Origin of the sequence: Nodosilinea sp. E11 (assembly GCF_032813545.1) — a bacterium.
Classification (GTDB): domain Bacteria; phylum Cyanobacteriota; class Cyanobacteriia; order Phormidesmidales; family Phormidesmidaceae; genus Nodosilinea.
Map to the genome: position 1 here is coordinate 787,559 of NZ_CP136520.1, position 24,088 is coordinate 811,646.

Below are 24,088 nucleotides of genomic sequence, written 5' to 3' on the forward strand. Positions count from 1 at the left end.
ACTTAAAAATTTTGATTAAAAACAACTTTTAATTCTTTATCTAACTCAAAGTCATAGCATGGTCAACTATTCAGCAGGCGATCTACAAGAAGACATTTTATTAGTAGATGATACCCCCGACAATTTACGGGTGCTATCGGCCATGCTCACTCACCAGGGCTATGAGGTTCGGAAGGCTTTGAATGGCCCACGAGCGATCGCATCGGTGCAGTCAGACCCACCTGATTTAATTTTGCTCGATATTAAGATGCCGGGCATGGACGGCTATGCCGTTTGCCAACAGTTAAAGGCCGACCCTAACACCTGCGATGTGCCAGTTATTTTTATTAGCGCGTTAGATGATGCTCTAGATAAAGTTAAAGCCTTTGCCGTAGGCGGGGTAGATTACATTACTAAGCCTTTTCAAGAAATGGAGGTCTTGGCTCGCATTGAGCATCAGCTCTGTATTCAACGACTCAAGCAACAGCTCTTAGAGCACAATCAAGAATTAGTGCGTTCTAATCGAGAGCTTCAGCAATTTGCCTACGTGGTCTCCCACGACCTTCAGCAACCGCTACAGAGCATTACCGGTTTTGTCAAAGTCTTGCTGCTAAAGTATGAAAACGACTTTGATGAAATGGCCATTGACTACCTCAGTCGGGTGCAAAAATCGGGCGATCGCATGCAGCATCTAATTCAAGATTTGCTGTCTTACTCTAAGGTAGGCTCCCAAAACCAGGAGATGAAGCCGGTTGATCTTAATGCCGTGTTTAATCAAGTTCTAGACAATCTGAACAGCACGATTATCAAGAATCAGGCTGCTCTAACCTGTGATCCACTTCCCCTAGTGGTGGGATATGAAATGCAGCTGGTCCAGCTGATGCAAAACCTCATCGATAATGCCATCAAGTTTGTTAGTCCCGGTGTGACTCCTGAGATTAGAATATCTGCTGCTCAGCAAAAAAAATACTGGTTGTTCGAAATTCATGACAACGGCATTGGGATTGACTCACAAGATCTCGAAAAAGTTTTTGATATTTTTCATCGCGATAAGGCTGCAAAAATCTATCCCGGCACGGGTATTGGCTTAGCCACCTGCAAAAAAATTGTCGAGAATCATGGTGGCAAATTGTGGGCCACATCACAGCTGGGTAAAGGCACCACGTTTCATTTCACGATTAAAGGTTCTTAACCTCAAGCGATCGATAAAATCCAGCAGCCAGACCAAATTTGACCTGCAAAACCCCGATTCCCAAAAGGCCAATTCGTAGGGGCACATGGCATGCGCCCTGCTGAACCGGGGGTAACCAAATAGGATTTAGTCTTAAGGGCAATCGTTGTCTGCTCCAGCGGCTCTGGAGTCATCAGGAAAGGGCTACCACGCCCATGGTTTAGCCGCCGTGTTAATCAACCCAGAAGATATCATCCGCTTTGGGTTCGGTTAACGCTTCGGTTGGCAGACCTGGAGTTGGCTTTGGCAGGCGGGGTTGTGCCCGAGCCACCTCCGGTGCTGAGTGAGGCTGAGCGGCTTGGCTGGTGCGATCGCCCCCATTCGGTTGCTTCCGCTTGATAAAAGCCGACGACGTAGACTCCTCCGGTGCCAGCGATCGCAGAAACCAATCTAGGGTCTCTTGAGAGAGCCAGCCGCGTAAAACCGCCAGCGCCCCAATTCTCAACCCCGCCTGCTTCTGTTCCTTCAGCAGAGCGTCTATCTGTTGCGAGTCCAACAGCCCCGCCTACTGAAAGTAATAGCCAATGGGGCTGTTTCGGCTGCCCGTAGCGAGCTTTGGCCACTGTTCAGCAAAAAACTCAATGGCGTCGCGCTTGACCCACCCGCGCAGCTCAAGAATGTCGCCAAGTCTCAGATCAGGCTGCCATTGCTGATCTTGAAGCACCACCTCAAGCTGGGCCTGAGAGAGCAATCCTGCCCGCCGCAACAGTTCGCCGAGAGGTCTAGTTTCAGGTTGAGTTGGCATGGCTAAACGGGTGTAAACACAAAATAAACTTCTATACTAGAAAACCCTGAAACCATTGATTTCTCATACTCTTTTTGAAGGCAAGAATTTTTAAAGTTGTATACTGCTCAGAGTTGAAGTAATTTTGGGCGATCTATTCTGAAAAATAAAGTTGTATACCGTGGGGCAGGCAGCTGCCAGGATACAAGCAATAGACTCGATAAGCCATCTTAATCGTAAGTAAGACTCTTGGGGGGTGGCAAGAGAATCTTCGGTGTAGCCTCTGCTTGGCAGGAATAGTAGGTTTGATATGCCAAGACCAACTCTGGGGAAATATTTGACGCTGGTGGAGTTCTGCACCTGTACCCAGACCTACCAGCGGTACGCAGATCAGATTGACCCGTTTCCTAAGAATCTGGATGAGACGATGCCAGCTCTAGAGGCGCTGTGTCAGCACCTTGTGGATCCAGTGATTGAAGCATTTGGGCGCGATTCTCCCTCGGAGAGGCTACGCCAACGCTTTTAGCTCACCTACGGCTTTTGCTCAATAGATCTGAAGCGGTGGCTGGCGAAGAAAGACCCGCTGACAAGGAAAAAGCACGGTATCGCTACCCCCAGTCTGGATCAGCACATGGCCCATGAGGTGAATCGGAATGGGCGGTACTACTGCGATTCCCATAGGGATCGCTTCGCGAATCGCCTGGGGGCCGCCTGTGATTTCCGTATTCTCGACCTGCCCAGTGATGAACTGGTGGCCTGGATTGTGACCCAGGGACTGCCGTTTGACTCCCTCTACTTCTATGGAGCAGATCGCCCTATCCACATCAGCTACGGCCCCCAACACAAGCGGGATATTTGGACATTTACCCCCAAGGGAACACCCATCCGGTATTCCGTAAACTCCGGTGCTTAAAGGGCCAACCCGACGATCGCCGTGCCCACACCCCCGATCGTCGCCCATTCAGCATGTTGATTCTGTTAACTCCTGCGGTTATGTTGCTGTCGCCGGATCTACCCTGGGAACTCTGAAAGGGTTATCCCGGAAGGCCAGCATGTTTACGCAGAACCGAAAGTTTCGCATTGGCGGTTACCAGGCGGGGCAAAAACCAGACAACGTTAAGCATCACCAGGTGGGGCGATTTGAGAAAGAGCAGCTACCGGGTCGAGTTGATTTGCGCGGGCACATGACCGAGGTGGAGGAGCAGGTGGGCAACAGTTGCGTAGCCAATGCCTTTGTGGGGGCCTACGAGTATCTGGCCAAGCGCGACCTGGGCGATGCCGCCGACGTAAGTCGTCTATTTGTGTACTACAACGCGCGATCGCAGACCGGCAGTCACAACGAAGACGGTGGCACCCAAATGTACTGTGCGATCGAAACCCTGATGCAGCACGGCGCCTGCTCCGAAGACCTCTGGCCCAATGACGAAGAGCTGATCTTTACCGAGCCGGATACTGGCGCCTACGACCACGCCGCCAATTTCAAAATTATTGAAGCTGAGGCTATTGATACGGATCTAGACCTCTGGCGGCATACGCTGGCCGAAGGCTACCCGATCGCCTTTGCCCTCAACACCTTTGAGTCGTTTGACGAAGCCACCCGCAACAAAGGCCGAGTGCCCCAGCCCAAACGCTCTGACAATGTGCGCGAAACTCACGGCTGGCACGCCATGCTGTGCGTTGGCTACTCCGATAAAGACCGCTTTTTTATTGTGCGCAACTCTTGGGGGTCAGAGTGGGGCGATCGCGGCTACTGCTATGTTCCCTACGACTACGTCATCCACGACGACTACAACGGTCACGATTCATGGATTATAAAATCGCTCAGCGATCTCGACTTTAGTGCCGACGTTTGGGAAGACGACGAGTCCTTCTTCGCCGACGACTGCTCACTCTTGCTGTACGACTTTTATATCCACACCGAAGACCCCGAGGGCTTTACAGAGGCGCTTGAGGCCCTCTGTCTAACCTACGTCGAAAGCGAAGACAACTACTACTTTGACTACGGGTATGAGGAAGACGAAGGCAGCCCCTATTTGCTCAATATTCTCAACTTTGACCTTAGCGTTGAAGACGGCACCGAATTTGTCGCCGAGCTAGATGCCCTCTGCCAAGAATACGCCGCCGATGAATCCTACGGCTTCAGCTACGGCAGTAGCGAAAACGATGAGTCGGAAGAGGAAGAATCTGAAGACGAAGGGTACGAAGACGAGGAATCGGAGGAAGAGGAGTACGAAGACGAGGAATCAGAGGAAGATTGTGCTGAGGACGAAGAGGAATCTGAAGAAGCCGAAGAATCGGAAGGCGAAGAGTTTGAAGATGAGGAAGAGTATGAGGATGAAGACTACAGCGAGGAAGAATAGTTTGTCTAAATTCCGCGACGTTGCTGAAATGGTAGCCGTTCCTTAGCAAAAGGAGGGTGGGCTCGGTAGGTGCCTAATCCTGAATTCGCATTGAGAAACCCTGATTCAACGATTAATCTGCTGCCTTCCGCCGCACCACTCGGTATCCGCGCGAATCTACCCCGTGATCAAGTAAGCACTGCTCCCAGCCGCGCCGGTCGAAAATGGCTTTCACATCCTCCAGTAGGTCCCACTTTTGCTCCTGCTGGCTGAGCTTGGCGAACTTGGCGTATGGGTGAGCCGGTTACGCATTCTGATAATTTGGGGCCAGGGGATCTGCGGAATGGTGGCTTGGCGTTCTTTGGTGATCTTAGCGGCAGCTTCGCCAACGATTTCAATGGCTTTCACTACCGCTAGTAATAGCATGGCATCAGCATCAAGGGAGACATTGCTTTTGCCTTCCATGAAGGTTAGCGCTTGTTTCGCGGCGTCGAGCATGTGCCTAAGCCGAATATCGTCATTGAGCGCTGTCATACTGCACCACGGCGGTCTGGAGAACCTGCTCTCTAAAATATTGACTGAGGTCTTTTGGGGTGCGCAGGTCGGCTTTGCGATGAATGATTTCGGACAGCTCTAGCTCAATGCCTGCTAGGCGAATAAGGCCAGGGATATGGTTCGGATCAAACTCAACTAAGAAATCGACAGCTCTCTCTGGCTGAAAATCCTTCCGGAGCACAGAACCAAATACCGATAGCTTACGAATATGGTGGTGTTGACAAAAGCGCCTGATGGCCATTTGGGGAAGTTCGATTTGCATGACTGAGCTACCAAAAATAGCCTGGTGCTATCGAAGTCTGTCTTTGCTTTGGATCGTACTCCAAAGTATAGTCGCGCGCGATCGCCCCTGCCCCCGTAACCGCTCTACTTCTTCGGCGCGAATCTCGGTGTCGGTGGAAAGCAGGATGACCTGGTGGCTAGCTTAGGAAAGATCAGATCGCCGTTGTGGTCGTAGAGGCTGAGGCGAAGGGTGTCGGTGTCGATCTGCACTCGGTGGACGAAGTCGGGTTTGCGGAGTAGGTAGAGGAAGTGTTTGGTGACGAGGTCTTCGAGGTGGTTGAGTTTGTGGAGTTTGAGTTTTTGTTTAAAGATGGCCAGTGTTTGTTTTACTTTGGCGGCGGACTGGAGTAGGTGATCGGTGTTTTTGAGGTCGATGGCGAGTTGGCTGTAGGTGGCTAGGTCTTTTTTGGTGCGATCGATCGCCTGGTTGATTTGGTTGAGAAAGTCGGCGTAGGCGAGGGTGCCCCGGTTGGAGCATTGGGCGCGTTGACCGTAGAGGACGAGGCGCAGGGCATCCATGAGGGTGGTTTTGCCGCCGCCGTTGAGCCCGCCGATGAGGATGATGGGGCGGTGGGCATTGCCTACGGTGTGGGGTCGCAGGTTGAGCCGGTGCCGCCCGCCGTAGGGGCCGAAGTTTTGCAGGGTGAGATCGAGGAAAATCATAGGGTTTGTAAGTACTCCCTCACTTGGCGCACAAAATTTTCAGCCTGCACATAGCACTCATTGGCTGCTTCTATAGAAGACTCGATCAGATCGGCATAGTCGGCCTCTAGTCGCTGCTCAAAGGTATGATGCAGCCACATAGACATTTCTTTGCTAAAAATTCCTGTCTTGACAAACTCACGATCAAATAAAGAAATTGCCCCTTTGTGCTTTGACGTGCCAAGCTGTCGTGTGACGAGCAGTGCCAAGACAGCATAAAACATGGCGTAGTAGCAACGATTGATGGAGTCAGAATAAAGGTCTTGCTCAAACAAAAGCTGCCCAGCGTCTAGGGCATTTTGAGCCTGCTGAAGTCGCGCTTTAACCAGAGCACCAATATCGTCTGACTGGCTCATGCAGCAATACCTTCTGCGAGGATGTTGTGAACGAGAGGGCTGGCTGTATAAGGGCTGGCCTCAAACTGCTGGCGGGAATATTTGACTGTGGTAATAACCACGTCATGGTAAAAGCCAACTTCCCACGCTATATCGCTAATGGCTTTCCAAATGGTGCGGTCTAATTTATCTACAACGACACAAATATCAAAGTCTGAATCGGGCTGGGCGCTGCCTTTGGCCCGTGAGCCAAACGCCCAAATGCTGGCATGGGGAAATTGGGCACGGATTTTGCTGGCAAATTCTGTCAAAATCTTTTGGTCGTGTGCTGACAGCATAATATGTTGCAGAGATTGACCCGCAGCCTTTTAAGAATGACTCAATTGTACCTGGGGAACCCTTACCACCTTTACCGCCTCTACTCTTCTTCGCTTGAAGGGGGTACTTGACCGTATTTGAGAGTGGCCCAGGCGGTTTGAAAGGTCTCGACATCGCCGGTTTCTTCGGCGATTTTGAGGTCGCGAATGGTTTCGGCTCGCTGGATAGCAGGGACTTTGGCGAGGGCGCTGGTTTCAAAGCAGGCTTGTAGGGCTTTGTAGATGCCGGTGCGGCGGCTCATGGTTTGGTATTTGCGCTCGGTGTCGAGGAGTTTGGCGACGAGTTCGAGATACATGGGGTCGTTGTCGCAGAGGGTGATGAGAATGGCCCACTCGTCGGGGCCGAGGGTGGTGGTGTCGGCGTTAGGGCGGGGATCGTGGATTTTTTGGCTGGTGATTTTGTGATAAATTACTGCTGCTACTCTCTGGGCAGATACTTTACCAACGCTTTCATCACCTCATGGGGCTGGAACTGCAACGGCCTGTCAGCATTAGGGGCGCTGAGAAAGTCTGTCCACTCAAAGATTTTGGCAAAGCCGAGCTGGTGGAGGGCAACGACGATGGAGCTTACCGACTGCTTGCTGCCAATGACGAGGATTTTGACGGGTTCGCGATCGGGGTGGGGGTAACTGTGGAGCTTGAGGGTGAGTTCGAGGTGAACCGGCCCGGAAGATTCGGGGTTGAGAATGCGGGCACTGTAGCGGGCGGAGGGGGATTGGTCTTGCATAATCTTGTCAACCATTAGGACGTTGCGAGGTAATTTACCCTGCCTGAAGGTTGACTGTCAACCACTAGGATGTGTCTGGATGGGTAAAACTCTGAAACCATGAACGCATGGGAAAAGCAGGCAAAGCGCTCAAGCAGGTTTTAGAGGATTACAGCATCAGCCAGTTTGCGCTGGCGGTGGCTATGGATGTGGAACGCAACAACGTCTATCGATGGGTCAACGAAAAGCGCGATCCAACGGCTGAAACAGTTTTGGAAATCGTCAGAGCCCTGAAAGCACTTAATCCTGATGCGGCGAAAAAGTTTGGAGAGTTATACATAGAGAATGAATACTAGCTAGCTATCTTCCATTCAGTTCTATGCCAAGCTAAAGCATTCAAATCAGGAAAGAATTCCTCATCGTGGGGCAAAAGTATCTCCTGATTATGATATTCCTGAATGAAGCGCAAGTCGGAGGGTGCATCTTCGTCAAGCCACCCTTGCTTGATTAAAATTCGGTAATCACTATCAATGCCGAACCAACCATGATCAAATGCCCAATGATGGTTTTTACATAGTGAAATTCCATTTGAATAGTTGTCATCTTTGAATTTTGCAAATGGCTTAATGTGTGCACCGCCTACAATATTACTTTCATCGCCAGCAACAATTCTTAGCTGACAAAATGAACATCTATAGTTGTATAGATTGACTACATTTCTTCTAAAAGTTGTGTCGCGAACAGCCTCGAAAATTACATCTGACTTAGCTATATCTAAATCGCTTACTAGGGGTAGTTCGTAATTCTTTTCCAAGCCCGAGTATGTGAAATTCTTAAACGGGTTGACACCCATCAATTTTTCGACCTTAGAGAGTTGGCTAGAAAACCAGGCATCTACCAAAGCTGAAATCAATGCATTTCTAGAGATAGATGATTGAAGATAGTTGAATAATTCTTCATCAAGATAAGCATATTCAACATTTTCTCGAAGCAGGTTGATTCGGTTAAGCCTACTACCAGACTCAAGAACAACTTCTCTTCCTGATTTAGGGAATAAATGCCAAAAAGGATCGCTTGAGCGACTCATGAAAAAGAATGGCTGTGCCAGATCTGCTTGATAATGCGAAGGGCTTAACTGACTTCTGTATTTTACAAATATTGATATTAAGGATGGCGTTAGATAAATTCTATTTTCCTGAATATAATTTCTTTCTATTAGCTCAAAAACAGTCAAAAGAAGCAAGGGTTGATAAGGAGTCAACCCCTTACTGGCGTTTACCCTCAAGGATTTAATTCGGCGAATATAGTAATTCAGGTCTTTAGCCACTAGCCATGAAATCTCCTAGATAATGCCTTTGAGTTGCAGTGAAGCTTTGATTTTCTCTAGAGCAATCATAGGCTTCCTAAATTCTTGAGTCTTTGAGATTGCCTCGATTTCATCTAGTCTACCAGGGAACCACCAGCCAACTAAGACAGACAACAGACTTTTTCTCGTTTCTTTAGTACACAAGAAATCGAATAGATTCTCGTCAAGGTACGCAAAATTTACTGCTCGTTTTACTTCAGAGAGTGTCCTCAGTTTCACCTTTGAAGAAACTACTTTTTCATGTCCTGAATTTGGCATTAGATGCCAGAACTTCCCACTTCTCATATGAAAGTATGGGCGAGATATATCAGGATTGTGAGACTCTGAACCTAGATAACTCCAATACTTTAAGAATCTCTGGTTTAGGAACTGCGTAAGGTAAATCTCATTTTCATTGATCTCTTGGTTGCCAATCATTTCAATAATAGCAAGCAGCAAAATGGGTTTATGTGGCGCAACCCCATGCACACGATCTACCCGTATCGTCTGAAACTTCCGAGAATAGTAGTAGAGAGCCTTAAGCTTTTCAGGAGGCAAGGGCAAAAATGATGCTGAGGGAACTAAAGGAATGATAGAACATCCATGTCCTCTAGATCAAAGGTTCTATCTAATGACTTTATGAATAGAAATATTTGTTTCGAGATGTCGCCAACGCCGCCAAATTTGTCTTCCAAAAGCTCAAAGCCGCCATTAGCATATTCCTCAAAGATACGAGCCTTTTCCTGAACTTGCTCATCACTACTACTCAAAATATTCGGGTTTTGAGTTTCAGTAATAGCAATTAGATCTATAAGGCCGCGATTCTTAAATTGATCACCTGGTATTGGGTCTGGATCACGCTTTGACGCTTGCTCAAATGGCACACGATTTTTCTTGCTAAATCCAAAAGCTGCTGCAAATGTTACTACGTCTGCATAAGTCTGAAAAGGCCCAGTCGATCCCTCCCCTGCCCTGAGCGCCTTCACTAGCTTCGACTTATCCTTCGCAACCTTAATTCGTATATCTGCCATTTTTTTAGAAGTAAAGAGTAGAGTCTAAGCAAGCAACGGAACAGCACCAATTCCACGCTGCCCTTTACAAATTAGCCATCATTAACGTTAAGACCATTTAGCCTTCCTGGGTGTTTTGGCTAAACAGCTCCAGCAGCCAGCGAGTGATGGTTGCATCATCCTCACGCTGAGATCGCTCCAGCGCCATCTCCAGCGTCGTCATCGCCAACCCCGGCAACACCCGAGACTCATCGACTTGCCCACTGCGGCGCTCAGCAATCTCAAAGGCAATCACCTGGGCCGCCTGCACATCCACCACCCAATATTCGGCGCTGCCCAGCCGCTCATACAGCAGCCGCTTTTTGCCCAAGTCGTCATTTAGCGTGGTCGAGGCAATTTCTATCACCAGCTGAGGCGCACCGTGTGTCAATACATCAATCGGTCGATTGTCGCGCGGCGGCAGGTCAAACCCCTGGCCCACATAAAAAGCAATATCGGGCTGGGCATCTTGCAAACCTGTTTTGCGTATGGTGGTGTTGGTCAGCTCCACCATACGCAAGCCTCTGAGGGTGGCAAATAGCACCACCAGGGTAGAAATAATCGAATTTTCTCTCCCGTGCAGCGGCCCCAATGGTGCCATTTCTAGCCTCATATAGCCTGAATCAAAATAGCAACGAGCCTCTTCTAGTGCTGGATCTTCAAGGATATGAAGATACTCGGCCCACTGGATCGATACCCATTGATCAGTGGCGATGGGCTGGGATGTCGGGGTCGTGCTGACCATAACAGTATTCTCTGCAAAAGCAGATCCCAGGGTTCTTTGAGAACCCTGGGATCTAAACTCAGGGCGATGCTCCTATTCTACTGTCACACTCTTGGCCAGGTTGCGGGGCTGGTCAACGTCTAGACCGCGCCGCGCCGCGATGTGGTAGGCCAGCAGTTGCAGCGGTATCACCGCCACAATCGGCGACAGCAGCTCGTCCACGACGGGCACCGGCAGCAGCCGATCGAAGGTGTCGGCAGCATCGGCATCGTTCATCGGTACCACGCCGATCAGCTGGGCGTCACGGGCCTTGGCCTCCTGGGCATTAGAGAGCACCTTGTCGTAGACGCTGCCGGGCATGGCGATCGCCACCACCGGCACCTTGGCATCGAGCAAGGCGATCGGCCCGTGCTTCATTTCGCCAGCGGGGTAACCCTCAGCGTGAATGTAGCTGATCTCCTTGAGCTTTAGCGCCCCTTCGAGGGCAATGGGGAAGTTGATGCCCCGGCCCAAAAAGATAAAGTCCTGGGTTTCATTAAACTCGTGGGCGAGTTCTTCGATGTAGCGCTCCTGGCTTTCGAGCACCTGCTCGATGTAAGCGGGCAACTGGTGCAGCCCGTTGAGGATCGCCTCAATGCGATCGCCCGTTAGGGTCTGGCGACGATAGGCCAGATCGATCGCCAAGAAGTAAAAGGCCATCACCTGGGCGGTGAAGGTCTTGGTCGCCGCCACGCCGATCTCAATGCCCGCGTGGGTGTCGATGATGTGGGGCACTAGCCGCGACAGTGAGCTTTCGGGCCGGTTGGTGATGCCTAGCATGCGGGGAGCAAAGCGGGGGTCGGGGTGGGCCGCCCGTCGGGTCTGCTCCATCTCCAAAGCGGCCAGGGTGTCGGCGGTTTCGCCCGACTGGGTAACGCCTACAGTCAGGGTGTGAGGAATCAGCGGCGTGGGCGAGTAGCGAAACTCGGAGGCGTACTGCACCATCACCGGCAGGTTGGCCAACTCTTCGATCAGGTATTTGCCCACCAGGGCGGCGTGCCAGCTAGTGCCGCAGGCGACAATTTGCAGGTGCTCTAGGCCAGTGAGCAACTCGTCGGGCAGGCCCAGGCTCATGGGGGAGAGGGGAGTGCTGGTGCTGTCCGTCGTCCAGGCGCTGTTGATGTAGGTTTCGAGGGCGGTACGCACCACACCGGGCTGCTCGTAGATCTCCTTGAGCATGAAGTGCTTGAACCCCTGCTTCTCCACCATGATCGGGTTCCAGTTGAGGGTGATCGGGTGCTTGCGCTGGCGATCGCCCGCAAAGTTGTACACCTCTACCCCCAGGGGCGTCAGGCTGGCCAGTTCGCCATTTTCCATCGGCAGCACGGCGCGGGTGTAGGGCACGATCGCCGGAGTGTCGCTGGCGCAGAAAAACTCGCCCTGGCCAAAACCAATCACCAGCGGGGCCTGCTGGCGCACCACCACCAACTCGTCAGGAAAATCGGCGGAGACAATGGCGAGGGCAAAGGCCCCTTGCAGGTCTTGGGCGGCCAGACGGGTGGCCTCTAGCAGGCGCGATCGCCCCTGGGCAGTCGCTTCACTCACCTGCCCCAGGTAGACAGCAATTAAGTGGGGCACCACTTCGGTGTCGGTGTCGGAGGCAAACTGTACGCCCTGGGCTTTGAGGGTTTCGCGCAGCTCGCGGTAGTTCTCGATGATGCCGTTTTGCACCACGGCCAGGCGACCGGTGGCATCGCGGTGGGGGTGGGCGTTGTACTCTTCGGGTTTGCCGTGGGTGGCCCAGCGGGTGTGGCCAATGCCCAGACGGGCGGGGTTGTCTTGGCCGTCGAGCTTGTCTTGCAGGTTTTGCAGTTTGCCCTTGGCCCGCACACAGTGCAGGTCGTCTTCGTACACGGTGGCCAGGCCAGCCGAGTCATAGCCGCGATATTCGAGCTTACGCAGGCCATCCATTAAGATGTCGGCGGCGGGCCGGGTGCCGATATATCCCACAATGCCACACATACGCTGTCTCCTTAGGTAACTGCCTGGGGTTACGGGCGGGTGTCTCGGATCAGACTGACACTATAGAATACACGGTGAGTCGGTGACTGCGATCTGGCCAGACGATTTCAACCCGGCCTAAGCGGGAGGGGCCAGAGCAACTAAAACAGCCCAGCGGCTTCGTCAAGGGGTAGCGGGTTGCCCAGCAGATAGCCCTGAGCTTTGTTGACCCGAAGCTGTTGCAGGACGTTTAACTCGGCCTGGGTTTCTACCCCCTCAGCGACAATACTGCTGCCGGTTTCGCGGGCAAAGCCCACCAGGGCCGCCGTTAGCGCCCGCCGAGTAGGGTCAGTATCGATATGGCGAATCAGGCTAATGTCGAGCTTAATGATGTCGGGGTTGAGCTGAAGAATATGCAGAAAACTGGCGTAGCCTGCCCCAGCATCGTCAACTGCCAGGCGAATGCCGCGATCGCGCAGGGAAGCCAAGCATTCATCAAACTGTGAATAGTCAGGAATCGCCACGTGCTCGGTCACTTCGAGCACCAGCCGACGGAGCGGCACATTTTCCAGCGCCCGATGAATCGCACCATTGAGAATAGTTTCAGGCGATACGTTGAGTGAAATGTAGATCGCTTCGGGGATGCGATCGAGGGCCACCAGGGCTTTGGCGATCGCCGCGATCTCCATCTGTTCGCCAAAGCCGACCTGAGCGGCCTCGGCAAACCAGGTATCTGGGCTGCGAATGGGCTGATCCCAAAACCGGGTCAGCGCCTCAAAGCCAATGATTCTGTTTTTCTCTAGGTCAACGATGGGCTGATAGACCACAGAAAACAACTCTGCCTCTAGCATGGCCGTGACCCGCTCGATCATTTCTCGCCGGTCTACGTTGGCCGTGAGGTCGCGGGCAATTTGGCGGGAGGCAAACTCAGCAAACAGGTGCATAATGGCCAGGTCGCGATCGCCCAAACTCAGGTCTGGCCGGGTACTAAAGCAGCAGAAGGTGCCGTAGACCTGGCCATTGTCAAGGCGAATAGGCACGCTGAGATGAGCCCCTACCGGCAGATCGGTGGTGACCGCCAGCTCTAACGCCGCTGGAACGGTGGTGGCATCTTGAATCAGCTCGGGCAGCCGACCATCGACCACGCGCTGGCAATAGCTCTCCTCCAGCGGGTTTGAGTCGCCCACATTGATAATTGAGGTCTCCAGCCCCGAATCCACATAGCGAAACCAGCGTCGGCCCTCCGCAAACTCAGAGACAAAGGCCACCTCCATGCCTAGGTACTGGCGAATGGCACCCAGAGCATCTAAAACAACTTCATCAATCGACCGCTCTGCTGAATTGGCGGCTGCCAAAAACATGTAGGGTATCAGCGAGAGCTTACCAGAGGGCTTCGTCGAATCCAAAATCGATTGTTCGTCCATTCAGTAGCACTCTCCGTAGCACTCTGTTTCAATCACTACAGACGATCTCAGATTAAAATAGGCCAAATAGTTTAAAGAGGCACTTTAAGGATCCTATTTTTGGGAATAAAAATGAAATTTATGCTGAATTTCCCCTTAGATCCTCTAAAATAGGCCCTTTTTCTCCTTTTTAAGCAGGATAAAGGAGATCGGCAGGTGACTAAAAGCAACCGTCAATCGCTTTCCCAATCTCCCTAAAGGGTACCTCTGACCAATCTTAGAACTCCATAACATTATCAGCACATTTGCGAGGGCGAAACAACGGCAAAATTTATGCTGAAAGAAAGAGATCTCGGCAATTAATCGCCATAGACCAGCCTAAGTCTGCGGGGGGGATTTCCAAACTGAAAGGATCTCGGTGGGGATGCCGCTACAAAAACACAGGCCAGAGCCCAGGTGCTAAATCGAAGCCATAGAGATCACGACTCTTGCCCTAGACCACTGCCACCAGGGCCAGCAGATCGGCCTCGCTGAGAATGGCAATGCCCAGCCCCTCAGCCTTGGCAAGCTTGGATCCCGCTTTTTCGCCAGCGACCAGATAGTCCGTGGCTTTGCTGACGCTGCTAGTCACTTTGCCGCCCGCCGCCTCAATGATGGCACTGGCCTCAGGGCGAGTAAGGGTGGGCAAGGTACCGGTGAGCACAAAGGTTTTACCCACCAGGAGACCAGCGGCGGCTTGGGTCTGGTCGGCAGGGCTGGCGGCAAGTTGCAGGCCCGCTTGCCGCAGGCGATCGATCAGCGTTTGGTTGGCGGGTACGGCAAACCACTGGGCCACGGCCTGGGCAATCTCAGGGCCAATCGTGTGGACGGATTCAATCTCGTCGGGGCTGGCAGCGGCCAGAGCCTCTACTGTAGGAAAGCGCTGGGCTAGGGTCTTGGCGTTGACAGTACCCACGTGGCGAATGCCGAGCGCGTAGAGCACCGAGGCCCAGGGGCGGGCAGTGGAGGCGGCGATCGCATTCACCAAATTCTGCGCCGACTTCTGCCCCATGCGATCGAGTGGCAGCAGGTTCTCCACCGTCAGCCCATAGAGGTCGGCCACCGACTGCACCAGCCCCTGCTCCACCAGCTGCTTTACCCACTTTTCGCCCAGGCCCTCAATGTCGAGGGCATCGCGCCTGGCCCAGTGAATGATCGCCCCCTGCACGATCGCCGGACAGGAGCTATTGATGCAGCGGGTGACTGCGCCATCGTCGGGTCTGACCAGGGCGCTGCGGCACTGGGGGCAGTGGGTGGGCATGGTGACTTTGATTGCGTTCTCAGGTCGCAGTTCCCTCAACACCCGCACCACTTCAGGGATGATCTCCCCAGCCTTGCGCACGATGATGGTGTCACCCTGGTGAATATCCAGCTCGGCCAAGCGATCGGCGTTGTGCAGGGTGGCACGGGCGACGGTGGTGCCCGCCAGCGGTACCGGGCGCAACTCGGCCACGGGGGTGACGGCTCCGGTACGGCCTACCTGAAAGCTGACGGTTTCAAGCACAGTGGGCACTTCCTCGGCGGGGTACTTCAGCGCCACGGCCCAGCGGGGAAACTTTTGGGTGAAACCCAGCCGCTGCTGAAGGGCAAAGTCGTTGAGCTTGACCACCACGCCATCAGTCAGGTACTGGAGCCGGGTGCGCTTAGTATCCCACTCGTTGAAGTAGGTCTGCACATCGGTTTCTGACTGGCAGAGCTGACGGTTGGGGTTAACGCGAAAACCGAGGGTCTTGAGGAATTCGAGGGCCTGCCATTGGCTTGTAATTTGATCTGGCGCAGAGGGCATCTGCGCCAGATCAAACTCACTTGAATAAACCGTGTAAGCAAAAAAATCGAGCCTGCGGGCGGCAACAATGCGAGAGTCGAGCTGGCGCAGGGTACCGGCAGCGGCGTTGCGGGGGTTGGCAAACAGGGCTTCACCGCGCCCGGCACGTTCAGCATTGATCTGCTCAAACACATCCAGCGGCAAAAAAGCTTCGCCGCGCACTTCAGCCACCGGGGGCGGGTTGTCAATAGCCAACCGTAGGGGGATAGAGCGAATGGTGCGCACGTTGGGGGTGATGTCTTCGCCAGAGACACCGTCGCCTCGGGTGACGCCGCGCACCAGTACCCCGTTTTCGTAGGTGAGGGCCAGGGCGTTGCCGTCGATTTTGAGTTCGGCGACGTACTCGACCTTGCCGACCTCGGGGGCCTGCCTGCGCCAGCGGTCTTCCCAGGCCCGAAATTCGGCTAGGTCAAAGGCATTCTCTAGGCTGTAGAGGGGGATGTTGTGGCGAACGGAGGTGAACTGGGCGGCGGGCTTTTCGCCGACGCGCTGGGTGGGGCTGTCAGGGGTAATCAGCTCGGGGTGAGCGGCTTCGAGGTCTTGCAGCTCGCGGTAGAGGCGATCGTAGACTTCGTCGGGCAGGTCGGGGGCATCGAGTACGTAGTAGGCGTAGCTGGCAGCCTGGAGCTGCGCCCTGAGGGACTGCACTCTGGCGGCGGTGGTGTCGTCTGCGGCCTGGTTCATGGCTCGGTTCTCTACAATTGCCCGGTGGCTAGTGTAGCGCCGCTAGGCCTCCGATGCAGCTGCATATCTTTTAACCGCCATATCTCCATGACACCGCCTCAGGTTGATTGCGTAAACTAGAGACACGGAAATCTGAGGCAGCTATGAATACTCAGCTGGTCAATTCTATTATTGAGGTAGTTCGGGCCTTGCCTACGGAGGAGCAAACTGCTCTACTGGAAACCCTCAACAGCCTTTTTCAGCCGCTGGGGGATGAGGGTGCGATCGAAGCTATCTGCGCAAATAGTTGGCTAGGCATGACTGCTGAAACTGCTGTCATAACAAATCATGATTTAACTAGCCAATCTCAAGATATTGTTCTTCAGATCGATGATTTGCGTACAAAACTCTTCAAATCTTATGGCGAATTCTCTGACAGCACCGATTTGATTCGTGAAGATCGAGAGGAACAATCATAAGCAACCCGATTTGAAAAGAGCTAACCTGCCAAAACTTTGCTCATGGCCCACTTGTAAACCGTTATGCGCCATTCCTAATTTTAGATGTAGCTAAAATAGAACGCTGTACTTGAATAGGTATATTTAATGTTGTAGCTAGTTTTTGTCGATCTTTATAACCTATATCGTGCATATAACAATGGCGTAAAACTATATGCTTAAGAAGACGGTCACAAATTGGGTTCTTGGCGAAATCATCATGAATCTTTTGAATTTTTCGGAAATCCAGTCTTTTTTCAAACTGCAATTCAATTATTTCTTGTATTAACTTTAATGCAGGCGTATCTCCATCCTCAGTAACTTTTATGTAGATTTCACGACCTTTAAAGGAACCTAGGGAGAAAGCCGCCTTATTTAAAATTGCTAAAATAGCCATGTAATTAAGTGTGACATAAAAAGTCTCTGCCTTCTTCGCAATTTCCTTGTCTGGAATATCTGGAGATTGATCCAAAGTTCTTTGTATTTTTCTTATTGCTTCTTCTTGCATGTATTCCGAAGATTTGAGCAGAAGATTCAGAAATCGCAATGAGACTAGGAGCGATTCTTCATATATAGACTCTAATGATTTTCGCTCTAAAGAGCCAATTCTATTTCGAAGCATTTGGCCACAGACTTCGGTTGCCCGAAAAGCTTTGTTAACTTTATTTATGAAATCCGAGAGATCTTCATCCTCAGAATGAATCAGTTCTTCACCATCTCTCTGCTCGACCAAATCTTTTTGTTCGTCTATTCTTAACCGCTCTTCTCTCGAATCCCGACTTTCCAAAATAATTTCAGGTATCTCATTTATAAATTCACGAAGAAAAGATAGGGATTTTGATTCCAATGTAGCAGGCTCTTCGTCTGAAAAAATATCCATAATTGAGTACAATATTTCATCCAAAATCCACGGATCTTTGGAGTGATGTGTCAAAAATAAGACTACATTGGATGACTTTTCGAGATGTATAGTATCAATCAAACGTCTTATTTCGTCTTTTGCTTTGTCTCCTTTGCTAAGAGAGTCAGCCAAATTCTTTGCCGCAAAAAAGTAAAATAAGTAGCGATAGCGAAACTTAATTCCCTTATCAGTTTTTCTAAGAATACTTGAGTTAATTAAGTCATCAACTATCTTTTTCTGATCAACAGGCAAAAAATCCTTGGAATAGCTTTCAAAAAACAAACCGAGTTCATCAAAGGTAAGACTAGTTGAAGGAGATTTCAGAAGTCTACCACCAAGTTCTGATAATATATTTAGGTAAGCATCAAAATCAATTGGCCTTACGTGTACACGCTCTAATGCTTGGTAAATTAAGTATTGATAACAATGCCCGTAAGATGTTAGCTCAAGTCTTTGCACTGTTACCAATTCAAAAGATTGCAAAAGCATTAAAATATAGAATGGTTTTGCAGGCACTATATTCTTATGAACAAGTGAATCAACATGAAGTCTCAGTTCATCCACTCTTGCCCAAAAATGTCTGTCTTCGGCTTCTTCTGTTAGTTCTAACTCAACCCACTTTTCGACAAGAGCCCCGCGACGAACATTTCCAAATGGAAGGATTTGAAACTTTTTATATTCATCGAGGCTCGACAAATCTAGAGCTGCAAACTGAAAAGCATCTTCTGCAAAGAAGATACTACTTGGAAAAATAGAATTAATAATAGATATAAATTTATTTTTAGCCGTCTTTCGAAGCTTGCTAGATGAGATGTCATCTATAATACAGATCCTACCTTCGCTTGATAGATAATCCTCATAACTCAAGTTCGGATACGTATCTAAAACTACGCTTCTAACCATATCTTCTGCATTAGAACCCTTGATTAATGAGCCTTCTATAATTATTGGCAACAAGTTGGATTCATACGCATCTAGAAACAGTTTTCTCGCAAATGTTGTCTTTCCAGATTGCTCATCTCCGAAAATAACTATTCTACTGTCGTGACCTAGGATTCTCTCCCCTTTAACGTCAGGTTGAACAGATTCAGTGGATTCACTAATGACCTTTAGGTCAGGGAAAACAAAGAAATCATCTAATGACACTTCCTCGCGGCTTCTGTGGGGAAACTTTATTCCAGTATCTCTAAGAGATTGCAAAAGCTTCTTTTGAACTTCCATATTCAAAACTCCTGCAGTACTCTGATGATTTAGATCTGTTGAGGAAGTAATTTTTTTTTAGCTTTCTCAATACAACCAATAAAAGTAGGAAAATACTTTACTAAAAATTTTTCTGTGTCAAGCTCTGCTTCACAAGCAATGCCAACAAATGGAGGAAAAGAAGAGATAACGCCTTTAAGCTTTAAGGCTGCTGAATCATTAGAATGATTAAGCTTATCCCTAATTTCAACAAGAATTCCTATTGCGTCGGCAAGTTTCTCTCCAGGAAGTATATCGTTAGAGTTCTCTATTAGACTGACCTGCTGAGTTATTTCTTTAACAGCGATGTCTGCTTCTGTCTCAGGTATCTGAAGAAATCTACTCTGATTTGCTAGAGTCTCCCAGTATTCTATTTCATACTTTCTGATCTCTGGCTTGCATTGTATTCTTATACGTTGTTCAAGCCTCACTTTTTCATCTGCTGACGCTAATATCTTTGCTTGTTCTAAGCCATATAACTGTTCGCGTAGAAGAGCGAGATGTTCCTCGATCACCTGGATACGATTTTTGTCTATCAACTTATTTTTCTCAACCTATATCGAGCAATATATATTTAGTAGTATAAGTTATAACTTATACATTGCCTCGTAAAGAAAAGGTAAATATTTGCAGTAACTATTTAAGGATACTATAGATATCTCTATAGGGTTGGCCCAGCTAATATTGACAGCCGTAGAAACTTGGGAGCCAAGATAATGTCTGAGTTTGTTTTCCGCTTCCCTATGCTTATTGCTAGGGTTACTACTAACCCCTAGTTCCTATCTCCTATGCCTTCCTCCACCTTTGCCTACCCCCTCAGCCCCCAGCACGACCAAGTCGATACCTACCACGGCGTAACGGTGCCCGACCCCTATCGCTGGCTCGAAGACCCCCAGTCGCCTGCCAGCCGCGAGTGGATTGCGGCCCAAAATACGGTCACCGACGGCTATCTGCAAACGCTGTCGAAGCGGGGAGAGATCAACGATCGCCTCACCCAGATCTGGAACTACGAGCGCTATAGCACTCCTTTTAAGCGGGGCGGGCGCTACTTTTATTTCAAAAACGACGGGCTGCAAAACCAGAGCGTGCTCTACACCCTGCCCAGCCTGGAGGCCGCGCCGCGCGTCTTGCTTGACCCTAACACCCTGTCGGAGGACGGTACGGTGTCGCTCAGCGGCATGGCGGTGAGCGAGAATGGGGCCTACCTGGCCTACGGCCTATCCTCGGGCGGATCCGACTGGGTCGAGTGGCACGTGCGAGATATTGAAACTGGCAAAGACACCGACGACCGGCTGAAATGGGTGAAATTTTCCGGCGCATCCTGGAGCCATGATCATGCGGGCTTTTTCTACAGTCGCTACGACGAACCGGATGAAACCACGAAGCTGGAGGCGATTAACTATTACCAAAAGCTCTATTACCACCGCATTGGCACCCCCCAAAGCGAAGACCTGCTGGTCTACGAGCGCCCCGACCAAAAGGAGTGGGGCTTTGGCGGTGGCGTCACTGAAGACGGGCGCTACCTGATCATCTCAGTGTGGAAGGGGACTGACCCTAACAACCTGGTGTTTTACAAAGACCTGAGCGATCCCAAAAACCCGGTGGTGGAGCTGATTTCTGAATTTGAGGCCAGCTACAGCTTTGTCGATAACGAGGGGTCGCTGTTCTGGTTTACGACGGATTTGGATGCGCCGAAGGGGCGACTGATTGCGATCGACATTGCCCAGCCGGAGAAGGATCACTGGCGGGAGATCATCCCCGAAAGCGAGGACACCCTGGAGGGGGTAGGCCTGCTGAACAATCAATTCGTGGTCGATTATTTGAAAGATGCCTACACCACGATTCGCATTTTTTCGCTCTCAGGCGAGCTGGTGCGCGAAGTCGAGCTGCCGGGGATTGGCTCGGCGGGAGGCTTTGACGGCAAGCGCGAAGACACCGAAACCTTCTACAGCTTCACCAGCTTTACGGTGCCCCCTGCCATCTACCGCTACGACATGGTGACCGGCGAGAGCACCCTCTACCGCCAGCCCCAGGTCGATTTTGACCCCAGTGCCTACACCACTACCCAGGTGTTTTACGCCAGCAAAGACGGCACCCGCGTGCCCATGTTCATCACTCACAAAACCGGGATTAAGCTGAACGGGCAAAACCCGACCCTGCTCTACGGCTACGGCGGCTTTAGCATTTCGCTGACGCCGTCGTTTTCGGTCAGCAACCTAGTGTGGATGGAGATGGGCGGGGTGTACGCGGTGCCGAACCTGCGCGGCGGCGGCGAGTACGGGGAAGACTGGCACCTAGCTGGCACCAAGTTGAACAAGCAGAACGTATTCGACGACTTTATGGCGGCGGCGGAATGGCTGATCGCGGAGGGCTATACCTCGGCGAAGAAATTGGCGATCGCAGGGGGTAGCAACGGCGGCCTGCTAGTGGGGGCCTGCATGACCCAGCGCCCCGATCTGTTTGCGGCGGCGCTGCCCGCTGTTGGGGTGATGGACATGCTGCGGTTTAACCAGTTCACCATTGGCTGGGCCTGGGAGTCAGACTACGGCTCACCCGAAAATGAGGACGAGTTTAAGGTGCTCTACGGTTATTCACCACTGCACAACCTTAAATCCGGGACGGCCTACCCGGCGACGATGATTACCACCGCAGACCACGATGACCGGGTGGTACCGGCCCACAGCTTTAAGTTTGCGGCAGCGCTGCAAGCAGCTCACGGGGGTGAGGCTCCGGTTCTGATTCGCATTGAGACGAAGGCGGGCCACGGAGCGGGGAAGCCGACGGCAAAGGTGATCGAAGAGGTGTCGGATAAGTGGGCGTTTTTGGCGGCGAATTTGGGGATGTAAGGGGTGGAGGGGTGAAGGGGTGAAGGGGTGAAGGGGTGAAGGGGTGGAGGGGTAAGAAACAATGGGCTGGGCAAACGGTGTTTGCCCCTACGCAATCCGCCTGTTTGGAATTGAGGTTATGCGATTCGGATTTGGTATTGCCCCACCCATCTACCCCCTTAGGGCCGCACGATGAACGGATTGTCGATGCGGGGCGATCGCAGCTGAAGCACCAGGGCCTGGTACACCGCCGCGCAGACATCGGCGCGGCTGGCTACCCGGTTGGGGTTGAGCTGAGCAATATCGGGCACGTTGACCACCAGGGCCAGTTGGGTGGCCTTGGCGATGCTGTTGGTGGCATAGTCGGGAATGGTGCTGCGATCGCGGTATCGACTGAGCAGCGCCAGATTGCCGGGCTGATTGGGCAGCAGGGCCAGCCCGGCCACCAGGGCCACCCACACCTGGGCGCGCAGCAGCGGCGTCTCTGGCCCAAAGGTTTGGTCGGGAAAGCCCGAGAGAAACCCGCCCCGGTAGGCAATTTGAATGGCGTTGGCGGCCCAGTAGCTCGACGGCACATCGCGAAATAGCTGCGCTGGTCGGCGGGGGGCGGGGGCAAAGGTGCGGCTGACCAAGGCGGCAAACTGAGCCCGAGTCATGGGCTGGCTGGGGTTAAAGCGGCCGGCCTCATCGCCCTGCACCAGGCCGAGGTTGAGCAAACCCTGGATAAAATCGAGCGCCCAGTGGGTTTGAATATCGGGAAAGGAGCCTCGGGTCATCGGGGTAGGGGGGGTAACAACAGTAGTGAGTCGGGGCGCTTTCTCTAGGGCCACCAGACCCTGGTAGATCAGCACCGCCACCTCGGCGCGGGTCATGGTTTCGAGGGGGCGTAGCTGGTCGGGCTGGGGGTGGTTGATCACGAGCCCCGCCTGGGTGGCGCTGGCCAGGGCATCGATCCCATAGCTGGGAATTTGGGCGCGATCGCTATAGACCCCTAGCCCGCTGGCGGGGGCCGGCGCGAGCTGAAGCCCTGTGGCCACCGCCACGATTGCCTGTACCCGCACCATGCCCTGGTCAGGCCGAAAGGTCTGGTCGGGGTAGCCCCCCAAAAACCCCAGTTGCTGGGCCTGGTCAATGGCGCTTGCGGCCCAGTGGGTTGCAGGCACATCGACAAAGCTGACCGCACCGCGCACTGGGATGCGATCGCCGTAGCTAGCGGTCACCAGAGCCGCAAACTGGGCGCGGTTGATCGCTACCTGGGGGCGGTAGGTGCCGTCACTGTAACCTTTGACCAGACCGCGATCGGCCAGGGCCTCAATATAGGCCGAGGCCCAGTGATGGCTCAGATCGCTAAACCGGGTGGCCATGGGGGAGGCAAACCCAGGCGACCCAAACTCTTCAGCGGGGGCGGGCGGGGGCGAAATCGCTGGGGGAACGGAGCTAGCTAGCAAACTGGGCGGCACCGCCGCCGGGTCGAGGCGACGACTGGCCCCCAAGGTCACCGCTCCGATCAAGGCCTGGGGCAGCACATCGTTGCCGACCAGCGTTAGCGGCTGGCGGCTGTCATTGCGCAGGTCGGCCTGGCGGTTGTAGCGCAGAATGTTGCCCGCCGGGTCATCGGCCTGGCCCAGGTCGGGGCGGCCTGTGTCTTGCACCACCAGACCCGCGACCTGATTTTGCACTAGGCGATTTTGCCGCAGCACCGGGCTGGCTGACCCGCTCACCTGCACCCCCACCTGGTTCCCCGAGCACTGGCAGCCGCGAATCAGCGGGGCAGCGGTGTGGCTGAGGTAAATGCCGGTGCCGCAGCGTTCTACACTACAGTCTTGCAGGTCGCCACGGGCCTGGTCGATCAGGCTCAGACCGCGATCGCCGCAGTCTTCTACCCGAGTATTGGCCACCAGGGGCCGAGCAGCCCCCGCCACCTGCAGCCCCACCCTGCACTGGCTGAGGCGACAGGCCCGCACCACAGCCGCCCCCGAGTTTATCAAAATGCCGATGCCCTGGGGGTTTTGCACGCTTACCCCCCGCAGCTGGCTCTCGCCCTGCAGCACCAGCCCCACCGAAATACCGCCCGGGCCAGCTCCGCCACCTACCACTACAATGCCCTGGCCCTGGGTGGCTTCTTGCCCGGCAACCATGATCTGGTCGGGCACCGTAATTGGAAACCGCTCCCCGGTAGCGGCACTGTAGGTGCCAGGGGCCAGTTTAATCAGCGTGCTGCCCTGGGCCGCGCCGAGGGCCGCCCCAAGGGTTCTGTAGGGGAGATGGGGGCGACCCGAGGGTTCATCTACCCCTCGGCTGGGGTCCACATCGAGGGTTTTTGCAGGGGTGTCCAACGGAGAATGTCCTAACAGCAGCACGAAATACA

24 protein-coding genes and 1 pseudogene are annotated in these 24,088 nt (G+C 52.6%); 6 read left to right on the forward strand and 19 right to left on the reverse strand.

Annotated elements, in window-relative coordinates:
• The first annotated feature begins 58 nt into the window (after positions 1-58).
• Positions 59-1,171, forward strand: a complete 1,113-nt coding sequence (locus RRF56_RS05900) for a response regulator (protein WP_317036707.1) — start codon at positions 59-61, stop codon at positions 1,169-1,171.
• Between the two features lie 211 nt (positions 1,172-1,382).
• On the opposite strand, the gene RRF56_RS05905 is transcribed toward RRF56_RS05900, so the two are convergent.
• Together RRF56_RS05905 and RRF56_RS05910 are read right to left on the reverse strand one after the other, a co-directional pair.
• The gene (locus RRF56_RS05905) at positions 1,383-1,706 is read right to left on the reverse strand and encodes a hypothetical protein (protein ID WP_317036708.1); all 324 of its coding nucleotides are present in this window, start codon (positions 1,704-1,706) and stop codon (positions 1,383-1,385) included.
• 9 nt (positions 1,707-1,715) lie between these two features.
• Positions 1,716-1,955 carry a hypothetical protein gene (locus RRF56_RS05910; protein WP_317036709.1) on the reverse strand — a complete coding sequence of 80 codons (240 nt, stop codon included), beginning with the start codon at positions 1,953-1,955 and terminating at the stop codon, positions 1,716-1,718.
• Positions 1,956-2,244: 289 nt separating this feature from the next.
• Here RRF56_RS05910 and RRF56_RS26370 point away from each other — a divergent pair.
• Together RRF56_RS26370 and RRF56_RS05925 are read left to right on the forward strand one after the other, a co-directional pair.
• Positions 2,245-2,847, forward strand: a pseudogene (locus RRF56_RS26370) (hypothetical protein).
• Positions 2,848-2,986: 139 nt separating this feature from the next.
• Entirely contained in the window at positions 2,987-4,294 is a 1,308-nt protein-coding gene (locus tag RRF56_RS05925) for a C1 family peptidase (protein ID WP_317036712.1), read from the forward strand.
• A 210-nt stretch (positions 4,295-4,504) separates the two neighbouring features.
• Here the strand turns inward: RRF56_RS05925 and RRF56_RS05930 are convergent, their stop codons facing one another.
• The 7 genes from RRF56_RS05930 to RRF56_RS05960 all read right to left on the reverse strand — a co-directional run bounded on the left by RRF56_RS05930 (position 4,505) and on the right by RRF56_RS05960 (position 7,266).
• Positions 4,505-4,807, reverse strand: a complete 303-nt coding sequence (locus RRF56_RS05930; RefSeq protein WP_317036713.1) for a DUF86 domain-containing protein — start codon at positions 4,805-4,807, stop codon at positions 4,505-4,507.
• A complete protein-coding gene (locus RRF56_RS05935) occupies positions 4,791-5,090 on the reverse strand; it encodes a nucleotidyltransferase family protein (RefSeq protein ID WP_317036714.1) in 300 nt (99 codons plus the stop codon). Before RRF56_RS05935 ends, RRF56_RS05930 begins: the two co-directional genes overlap by 17 nt.
• A 104-nt stretch (positions 5,091-5,194) precedes the next feature.
• The gene (locus tag RRF56_RS05940; RefSeq protein ID WP_317036715.1) at positions 5,195-5,773 is read right to left on the reverse strand and encodes an AAA family ATPase; all 579 of its coding nucleotides are present in this window, start codon (positions 5,771-5,773) and stop codon (positions 5,195-5,197) included.
• The gene (locus RRF56_RS05945; protein WP_317036716.1) at positions 5,770-6,168 is read right to left on the reverse strand and encodes a HEPN domain-containing protein; all 399 of its coding nucleotides are present in this window, start codon (positions 6,166-6,168) and stop codon (positions 5,770-5,772) included. Before RRF56_RS05945 ends, RRF56_RS05940 begins: the two co-directional genes overlap by 4 nt.
• A complete protein-coding gene (locus RRF56_RS05950) occupies positions 6,165-6,458 on the reverse strand; it encodes a nucleotidyltransferase domain-containing protein (protein WP_317036717.1) in 294 nt (97 codons plus the stop codon). The genes RRF56_RS05945 and RRF56_RS05950 overlap by 4 nt, the downstream gene beginning before the upstream one ends.
• Before the next feature lie 107 nt (positions 6,459-6,565).
• The gene (locus RRF56_RS05955) at positions 6,566-6,820 is read right to left on the reverse strand and encodes a hypothetical protein (RefSeq protein WP_317036718.1); all 255 of its coding nucleotides are present in this window, start codon (positions 6,818-6,820) and stop codon (positions 6,566-6,568) included.
• A gap of 122 nt (positions 6,821-6,942) precedes the next feature.
• Positions 6,943-7,266, reverse strand: a complete 324-nt coding sequence (locus tag RRF56_RS05960; RefSeq protein ID WP_317036719.1) for a hypothetical protein — start codon at positions 7,264-7,266, stop codon at positions 6,943-6,945.
• 92 nt (positions 7,267-7,358) lie between these two features.
• On the opposite strand from RRF56_RS05960, the gene RRF56_RS05965 reads away from it, so the two are divergent.
• On the forward strand, positions 7,359-7,586 hold the full coding sequence (locus tag RRF56_RS05965) for a transcriptional regulator (RefSeq protein ID WP_317036720.1): 228 nt from the start codon (positions 7,359-7,361) through the stop codon (positions 7,584-7,586).
• On the opposite strand, the gene RRF56_RS05970 is transcribed toward RRF56_RS05965, so the two are convergent.
• The 7 genes from RRF56_RS05970 to ligA form a co-directional block, all read right to left on the reverse strand.
• Positions 7,583-8,557, reverse strand: a complete 975-nt coding sequence (locus RRF56_RS05970; protein ID WP_317036721.1) for an HNH endonuclease — start codon at positions 8,555-8,557, stop codon at positions 7,583-7,585. The genes RRF56_RS05965 and RRF56_RS05970 overlap by 4 nt on opposite strands.
• Before the next feature lie 15 nt (positions 8,558-8,572).
• Positions 8,573-9,133 (reverse strand): hypothetical protein, encoded by a 561-nt coding sequence (locus RRF56_RS05975; RefSeq protein ID WP_317036722.1) that lies wholly within the window; start codon positions 9,131-9,133, stop codon positions 8,573-8,575.
• Positions 9,134-9,156: 23 nt separating this feature from the next.
• A complete protein-coding gene (locus RRF56_RS05980; protein WP_317036723.1) occupies positions 9,157-9,606 on the reverse strand; it encodes a DNA phosphorothioation-associated protein 4 in 450 nt (149 codons plus the stop codon).
• A 97-nt stretch (positions 9,607-9,703) separates the two neighbouring features.
• Positions 9,704-10,369, reverse strand: coding sequence for a Uma2 family endonuclease (locus RRF56_RS05985; protein WP_317036724.1), 666 nt, complete (start codon positions 10,367-10,369; stop codon positions 9,704-9,706).
• 72 nt (positions 10,370-10,441) lie between these two features.
• Complete coding sequence (gene glmS / locus RRF56_RS05990) at positions 10,442-12,349, reverse strand: glutamine--fructose-6-phosphate transaminase (isomerizing) (RefSeq protein ID WP_317036725.1); 1,908 nt, start codon at positions 12,347-12,349, stop codon at positions 10,442-10,444.
• Positions 12,350-12,489: 140 nt separating this feature from the next.
• The gene (locus RRF56_RS05995; RefSeq protein ID WP_317036726.1) at positions 12,490-13,752 is read right to left on the reverse strand and encodes an EAL domain-containing protein; all 1,263 of its coding nucleotides are present in this window, start codon (positions 13,750-13,752) and stop codon (positions 12,490-12,492) included.
• 472 nt (positions 13,753-14,224) lie between these two features.
• On the reverse strand, positions 14,225-16,279 hold the full coding sequence (gene ligA, locus RRF56_RS06000; RefSeq protein WP_317036727.1) for an NAD-dependent DNA ligase LigA: 2,055 nt from the start codon (positions 16,277-16,279) through the stop codon (positions 14,225-14,227).
• A gap of 143 nt (positions 16,280-16,422) precedes the next feature.
• Between ligA and RRF56_RS06005 the strand changes: the two genes are divergently transcribed.
• On the forward strand, positions 16,423-16,737 hold the full coding sequence (locus tag RRF56_RS06005) for a hypothetical protein (RefSeq protein WP_317036728.1): 315 nt from the start codon (positions 16,423-16,425) through the stop codon (positions 16,735-16,737).
• A gap of 61 nt (positions 16,738-16,798) precedes the next feature.
• Here RRF56_RS06005 and RRF56_RS06010 read toward each other — a convergent pair whose 3' ends face one another.
• On the reverse strand, positions 16,799-18,877 hold the full coding sequence (locus tag RRF56_RS06010; protein ID WP_317036729.1) for a hypothetical protein: 2,079 nt from the start codon (positions 18,875-18,877) through the stop codon (positions 16,799-16,801).
• 29 nt (positions 18,878-18,906) lie between these two features.
• The gene (locus RRF56_RS06015; protein ID WP_317036730.1) at positions 18,907-19,434 is read right to left on the reverse strand and encodes a hypothetical protein; all 528 of its coding nucleotides are present in this window, start codon (positions 19,432-19,434) and stop codon (positions 18,907-18,909) included.
• Between the two features lie 249 nt (positions 19,435-19,683).
• On the opposite strand from RRF56_RS06015, the gene RRF56_RS06020 reads away from it, so the two are divergent.
• Entirely contained in the window at positions 19,684-21,741 is a 2,058-nt protein-coding gene (locus tag RRF56_RS06020) for a prolyl oligopeptidase family serine peptidase (protein ID WP_317036731.1), read from the forward strand.
• Positions 21,742-21,899: 158 nt separating this feature from the next.
• Here the strand turns inward: RRF56_RS06020 and RRF56_RS06025 are convergent, their stop codons facing one another.
• The gene (locus RRF56_RS06025) at positions 21,900-24,056 is read right to left on the reverse strand and encodes an S-layer homology domain-containing protein (RefSeq protein WP_317036732.1); all 2,157 of its coding nucleotides are present in this window, start codon (positions 24,054-24,056) and stop codon (positions 21,900-21,902) included.
• Between the last annotated feature and the right edge of the window lie 32 nt (positions 24,057-24,088).